Below are 5,922 nucleotides of genomic sequence, written 5' to 3'. Positions count from 1 at the left end.
CCACGGCGACCTGTCGCCCTACAACGTGCTGGTCGGCCCGGATGGCCCGGTGGTGATCGACTTCCCGCAGGTGGTCAGCGCCGGCGGCAACAACGCCGCGCGCACCATGCTGCTGCGCGACGTCAACAACCTCACCGCCTACCTGGGGCGCTCGGCGCCCGAATTGCTCGATACCTGGTACGGCGAGGAGATGTGGGAGTTGTTCCAGGCCGGCGACCTGCTGCCGGAGACCGAGTTGCGTGGCCAGTACACGCCCGACGAGCGCGCGGTGGACCTGGACAGTGTCCGCCACGCGATCAACGATGCACGCGAGGAAGCCCTGATCCGGCAACAGGGCCGCGAGGCCGCGGCCGAGGAAGACGGGTACTGAGGCGCGGGTTGCGTTCGCATGCGCCGGCTTCGCGGCCGAGGCCGCTTCTACGTGGAACCGCCAGGCAGGTCAGAGCGAGACGTAGCGGCCCGCGTCGCGCTCCTCGATCAGGATCATGAAATCGACGTACAGCGATACCAGCGCGCTGCTGTCATCCAGGCCCCAGAACGCCGGATAGGCGCCATCGCCGTAGCCGCTGGGCGTGATGACGCAGTCGTCCGGGTGGGCCAGTGCCAACGTCCGCGCGATGCCTGCGCCTGACCACTGGCGGAAGCAGCGCTCCTGCGCGATGTGGCTCAGCGTCTGCAGCCCACTGACATCGAAGATCGCCAGGTTGCCGGCGTCCACCCCATAGATGCCGGTGCCGTGCTGGGTGCGCGCGGCCTTCCAGGTAACCGCGCGACGGTGCGGGTCGAAGCGGATGCGGATGCCGGCCACGCGCCGGTCGACCATCACCGTTTCCACCGGATGGCGGCCCAGCGGTGCCCGCCGCGCCAGTGGCTGCAGGTCATCGAAGCCATAGCCGAAATCGCTGATGGCCAACACGCCGGAGCGGATGTCGATCTCACCGATCACCTGCTGGGTGATCTGGCCACGGAGGTCGTCCTGCTCGATGCGGCGATCACCCCGGAACAGCAGGTTCTCGTCGAGCGCGAGGTCATCGTTGGGTGCGGTCAACGGCGCATCCGCCGTGCTGAGCGTGCCCAGTTCGGCATACCGCGCGGCGTTGATCACCGGGGCGGTGGGTGGATCGAAGAGCGTGAACACCTGGCTGATCCGCCAATCGCCATTGGCGTCGTGCCGCAGGTCGTACACGTGATAGCGGGTGCTGGCAGCGCCGTTGCGGCGCGTATGCACCTGCGCCTGCGTACCATCGATCCGTTGCCCGATGACCTCGGTGGTGGCCGGGTCGAAGTCCGGGTCCGAGCCGTACGCATCGCTCGTGCCGGAACCGCAATCCCTGTCGAAGTGGGCCTGGTCGGCTTCGGAAACGAGGCTGTGCCAGCGGCCGAAGTCCACGTCGTCGCCCATCGTTTCGCGGGCATGTGTCCATTGCCGGTGCCAGTGCTGGATGAAGGCCCGTACCCGAGCTTCCGGCGTCGGGGCGATGGTGGCAGACGCCGGTGCGGGTGAGGACGGCTTGCCGGTCAACAGGTCGAACAATTTCTTCATCATGTGATGCTCGCGGAAATCAGTAGCGTGTCGTAGCGCGCCGGCGACCCATGGATGCCCATGCGGGCGAGGCCAGGCAGGGCCATCAGTCGTCGCCCAGCGAGGATTCCTGGCGCGGGTCGGCGAACAGGAAGGCATCTTCGCCGCCGTCCACGCTGACAGAGGCCGTGCCGAAGTTGCGCAGGCGCCATCGCCACTGCCCGTAGCGCGTGCGCAGCGTGCCCTCGACATAGCAGGGCCCATGCAGGAAATAGGCGTGCTCCTGGCGTGGCGTGATCACCACCGCATGCCGGAAGAACGCCACGACCTCGCGCGGGGTGGGCTTGAACGATTCGCATAGCGGCGCATCGCTGGGCGTGTCCACGCCCTGGCCGGTGATCCGGACATCGCTGATGGTCCCGAGTGGGCCAGGGGGTGCCGCGCCCACGGTAAACGGCAGCAGCAGGCCGGCGAGCATCCAGTGCAGTCGGCGGCTGGACGCGGGCGGATGGGGGGTGGACATGGTTCTCTCTCCCTGTGCGATGACGGCGTGCAGCCTTGCAGCGCCGGGGAGAGTTTTACCCGAAGTGGGACCGTTGGCGCGTCAATGCGGACGTGCCGTGCTGACCTGTCCGTTCCTTTGCGCCGCAAAGGAACGGGTTGAGGCCGGATGCGTTGGGCAGGCCGGTCGTAGGCCGGCGTCGCGGCGGAGGCCGCCCCTGCGCGAGACCGCGCCTACGAGGGACGCAGGGTGCACGGATCGACCCCCTCCCTTTTGCGTAGCAAAGGGGAGGGTTGGAGAGGGGTGCCTTTGGCGGGCCGGTCGTGCACGTCTTTCGCGGCCGATGCCGCTGCTTCACCGGCCAGCTGCCGTGCCAGATCGGCATTGGTGAGGTGTCCGTGCAGAAACAACAGGTCGCTGAAGATGCGCATTTCCATGCTCCTACTTGAGTAGGGCTCATGTTGCGTCCAAGCTGTTGGCTGGAATAGCGATCATTCCTCAAGCAAGGCTTGAGGGAAATTGAAGGCTCAATGTCAAAGCCACCCCTCCAGCTCCTGCAGGGCTTCATCGCCACCGCCCGTCTGGGCAACCTTTCGCGGGCGGCGGAAACGATGCATGTCACCGTCAGTGCACTCAGCCACCAGATGCGCCAGCTGGAGGAGCGCCTGGGCTATCCGCTGCTGTTGCGGCTGGCGCGTGGCGTGGCACTGACCCCGGAGGGACGGCGCCTGTTCGACCAGGTTGCCCCGCATCTGGATGCGATCAACGAAGCGTTCCGCCCCTTCCCCGCACGCCACGACTGCGTGCTGACGGTGAGTGTGGTGCCGAGCATGGCATCGGCCTGGCTGGTGCCGCGCCTGGGACGGTTCGTGGCATTGCATCCGCAGATCGAGATCAACCTGCAGTCCAGCCAGCACCTGGTCGATTTCGAAAAGCAGTTGCAGTTCGATGCCGCGATGCGCGTGGGCAACGGCCACTGGCCGGGCCTGACCGCCGAGCCGTTGATCGACGAATGGCTGGTGCCCATGGCCAGTCCGGCACTGGTGGCACGCATGGGTGGCATCGACGCGTTGCCCTTGTCGCAATGGCCATTGCTGGGCGACCCGGATGGCGAATGGGACCGCTGGTTTGCGCTGGTCGGTGAGGCACCGCCGAAGCGTTACATCGCCATCCTCGATGACTCCGAATCCCACCACCGCGCCGCGCTGGATGGCGTCGGCGTCGCGCTGGGGCGCGTCACGCGCGCGCGGCTGCTGCTCGAGTCCGGGCAGCTGGTGCTGCTGTCGCCGGAGCGTCTGAAGACGCCCTGGTCACACTGGCTCGTCTACCCGGAGCGCTCGGCCACGCATCGCGGCTTTCTTGCCTTCCGCCAATGGCTGCACGACGAGGCCGCGGAGCATCGTGCACACGTGGGCGGTTAGCACGGGGAACGCGGGACGGCTGCCATTGGGCCGGTTGGCGGTACGCGTGCCTGGCGGCCGTGGTCGTTCCCGCCAGGTTCGCAGCGTGCACGGATCAGCCCTCCCTGTTGCGCGGCAAGGGGAGGGTTGTGGAGGGGCCTTCGGCAGGCCGGCCGTAAGCGTGCTTCGCGGTGAAAGCCGCGCCTAGCGCAGCCGGTGGCCGCTGATCCAGGGGGCCAGCAACCGCAGCCGGGTGGGCTGCCAAGACAGGGTGAACGCGGTCACCAGCGCCGCCCCGGCCAACGCCATCACCCATACCAGCACCGCCATCGAGGCGTGGTCCACGGCCAGGCACAGCAGCAACGCCATGACGATGCCCAGCGTACCCAGCCCCCGCAGCACGCGCAGGCCGCCTCTCGACGGGGCGCGCGCCCACACCTGCCGGGCGTGGACGTCCATCGACAGGGCCAGCCATCCCATGCCGGCCAGCGCACTCAGCAGTGCCGTGGCAAGCAGCAGGTTGTCGAGCAACGACTCAGGCATGCACGGCCTCCTCACGCGGCGCGTGCGCCGCCGTCGCGCGTATCCGCTGGCCCACCTTGCGGGCCGCCATCACCGCGATCACGGCGGTGGCCAGCAATGACAGGTCCACGCCGGCCACCGGCCAGTACCCTTGGGCCAGGGTACGCAGCAGGTGATCCCCTGTGGTCATCCCGTTCAACAGCACCGCGGCAAGCGCGAACAGGGCGATCGCCCAGCACTGTTCGCGCCACGCCGGATTGACCAGGCCGCGTGCCACCGGCGCACTGCGCCAACCGGCATGCACCAGCGCCAGTGCCCAGGTGCCCCAGAACGCGTAGCGCTCCCAGTCACCGCGCGCCGGCAGCGCCTCCGGCAACAGCCGGTTGGCGATCAGGATGCCGAGTGTCGCCAGGACCATGCCGGTCACCGTGGTGACCGCCAGCGCATCGACGATGCGCGCGCCCTGGCGGCCCTGCTGCGCGTGTTGTCGTTTGCGCTTCTCGACGAAGAAGATGAAGCCGGTGGCGATGCAGGTGGCACCGGCCAGGCCGCCCAGCACGTACAACCAGCGCAGCAGCCAATGGCGGAAGTGTTGCAGGTGCAGGCCGGTGAGGAATTCGTTCATGCGTGCCACCGGGGTGGCCGGCGGGTCTTCGCGGATCAGCTCGCCGGTGGCGGCCTTGAAGTGGATGCCGTCGCCGACCAGGGCGATGCGATCGGTACCGGCGCGGTACACGCTGACGTAGCCGTTGGCATCGCCCACGTGCTGCAGCACCAGGAAGCCGACGTCGCCGGCCTTGTCATGGGCCTGCCAGCGCCGCTGCGCCTGGGCCACCATCGCGTCCACCGAGGCCAGCCCGGCGGCGACGCCGGCACGCGTGTGCGGCAGGCCGGTCTCCCGCGCCTCCACCTGCTCGTGCAGGTCATGCAGGCCATGCAGCTGGGTGTGGCCGACCGGGAAGTAATAGGTGCCGGCGAAGATCAGCAGGCCGGTCAGCGCGAAGAAGAAATGGAACGGCAACGCCACCACGCCGGTGAGGTTGTGCAGGTCCAGCACGCTGCGCAGGCGCGCCTTGTCCGGACGAAAGGTGAAGAACTCGCGGAAGAGCTTGCGGTGCATGACCACGCCGCTGACCAGCGCGGCCAGCATCACCAGCGTCGAGAAGCCGACGATCCACACGCCCAGGTTCTTCCAGTCCAGGGTCAGGCCGTAATGCAGCGGGAAGAAGAAGCCACTGCCGATCTTGAGCTGGTCGTCCGGCAAGGCCCTGCCATTGCGCGGATCGATGGTGGCGTATGCCCAGATCTGCTCGTCCGGGTTCTTCGCGTTGGGCACGTCGTAGCCGGCGTACAGTGCAAGCACCGGGTCGCGATGGGTGGTGTAGGCACTCCAGCTGCCGACCTGGTCGAAGCGTTGCGGCATGTCGCCGTTGACCATCGGCCGCATCGCGGCGATGGCTTCGGCGGTGGGTTGCATGCGCTCGAAGGCCGGCCGTAGCACGGCGTCGAACGACGGCATCGGCTGCGGCGCGATGCGCGTGGCCGGGATCGACCAGCGGTCGATCTCGCGGTCGAACACCGACAGCGCGCCGAAGAAGAAGGCGGCCATCAGCACGAAGCCGAGCACCAGCCCGAACCAGGTGTGCAGCCATGCCATGGCCTGACGGAAGCTGTTGAACATGGATGTCTCCGGCTCAGACCAGTCGGGATTGCAGGAGTGATGCGGCCGCGGCCATCAGCGCACCGCCGCCGACCACCACCATCCACAGCCGCGCCATGTGGTGGGTGGCGATGGCCCACAGGAATGCGCCCAGGTAGGCCAGCAGGCCGACCAGCGCGCCGAGGAACTCGGCGTCATGGAACGCCAGCTTCAGCGTGAACAGCGCGCTGGTGGTCAATGCCACCGTGCCCCAGGCGAACACATAGCCGCCGAGGATGGCGGCAAGGATGCGCGGGAGGACCTGCAGGCGTCGGGA

8 protein-coding genes are annotated in these 5,922 nt (G+C 68.0%); 2 read left to right on the top strand and 6 right to left on the bottom strand.

The genetic code is table 11. From position 1 onward, the window contains the following. On the top strand, window positions 1–370 hold a 370-nt coding region (locus VA603_RS07185), incomplete at its 5' end, for an RIO1 family regulatory kinase/ATPase domain-containing protein (RefSeq protein WP_323438371.1). A 69-nt stretch (window positions 371–439) separates the two neighbouring features. On the opposite strand, the gene VA603_RS07180 is transcribed toward VA603_RS07185, so the two are convergent. From VA603_RS07180 to VA603_RS07170, 3 genes are all read right to left on the bottom strand, one after another. Next, window positions 440–1,546 (bottom strand): DUF4241 domain-containing protein, encoded by a 1,107-nt coding sequence (locus VA603_RS07180; RefSeq protein ID WP_323438370.1) that lies wholly within the window; start codon window positions 1,544–1,546, stop codon window positions 440–442. A gap of 82 nt (window positions 1,547–1,628) precedes the next feature. Next, the gene (locus VA603_RS07175; RefSeq protein WP_323438369.1) at window positions 1,629–2,045 is read right to left on the bottom strand and encodes a hypothetical protein; all 417 of its coding nucleotides are present in this window, start codon (window positions 2,043–2,045) and stop codon (window positions 1,629–1,631) included. A gap of 212 nt (window positions 2,046–2,257) precedes the next feature. Next, window positions 2,258–2,455 carry a hypothetical protein gene (locus VA603_RS07170; protein WP_323438368.1) on the bottom strand — a complete coding sequence of 66 codons (198 nt, stop codon included), beginning with the start codon at window positions 2,453–2,455 and terminating at the stop codon, window positions 2,258–2,260. Between the two features lie 99 nt (window positions 2,456–2,554). Between VA603_RS07170 and VA603_RS07165 the strand changes: the two genes are divergently transcribed. Continuing rightward, a complete protein-coding gene (locus tag VA603_RS07165; RefSeq protein ID WP_323438367.1) occupies window positions 2,555–3,445 on the top strand; it encodes a LysR substrate-binding domain-containing protein in 891 nt (296 codons plus the stop codon). 183 nt (window positions 3,446–3,628) lie between these two features. On the opposite strand, the gene VA603_RS07160 is transcribed toward VA603_RS07165, so the two are convergent. The 3 genes from VA603_RS07160 to VA603_RS07150 form a co-directional block, all read right to left on the bottom strand. After that, the gene (locus VA603_RS07160; protein ID WP_323438366.1) at window positions 3,629–3,967 is read right to left on the bottom strand and encodes a DUF3325 domain-containing protein; all 339 of its coding nucleotides are present in this window, start codon (window positions 3,965–3,967) and stop codon (window positions 3,629–3,631) included. Further along, complete coding sequence (locus VA603_RS07155) at window positions 3,960–5,627, bottom strand: PepSY-associated TM helix domain-containing protein (RefSeq protein WP_323438365.1); 1,668 nt, start codon at window positions 5,625–5,627, stop codon at window positions 3,960–3,962. Before VA603_RS07155 ends, VA603_RS07160 begins: the two co-directional genes overlap by 8 nt. A 13-nt stretch (window positions 5,628–5,640) precedes the next feature. Then, window positions 5,641–5,922, bottom strand: a 282-nt coding sequence (locus VA603_RS07150) for an iron uptake protein (protein ID WP_323438364.1), incomplete at its 5' end; no start/stop codon positions are given.

It is taken from the genome of Stenotrophomonas capsici, assembly GCF_034961085.1.
Lineage (GTDB): Bacteria > Pseudomonadota > Gammaproteobacteria > Xanthomonadales > Xanthomonadaceae > Stenotrophomonas > Stenotrophomonas capsici.
This window is presented reverse-complemented; position numbering and strand designations above follow the sequence as displayed.

Excerpts from the sequence above, each read along its gene's own strand:
- VA603_RS07165 (WP_323438367.1), top strand. The coding sequence starts at position 2,555 with ATGTCAAAGCCACCCCTCCAGCTCCTGCAGGGCTTCATCGCCACCGCC.
- VA603_RS07160 (WP_323438366.1), bottom strand. The coding sequence starts at position 3,967 with ATGCCTGAGTCGTTGCTCGACAACCTGCTGCTTGCCACGGCACTGCTG.
- VA603_RS07180 (WP_323438370.1), bottom strand. The coding sequence starts at position 1,546 with ATGATGAAGAAATTGTTCGACCTGTTGACCGGCAAGCCGTCCTCACCC.
- VA603_RS07155 (WP_323438365.1), bottom strand. The coding sequence starts at position 5,627 with ATGTTCAACAGCTTCCGTCAGGCCATGGCATGGCTGCACACCTGGTTC.
- VA603_RS07175 (WP_323438369.1), bottom strand. The coding sequence starts at position 2,045 with ATGTCCACCCCCCATCCGCCCGCGTCCAGCCGCCGACTGCACTGGATG.
- VA603_RS07170 (WP_323438368.1), bottom strand. The coding sequence starts at position 2,455 with ATGCGCATCTTCAGCGACCTGTTGTTTCTGCACGGACACCTCACCAAT.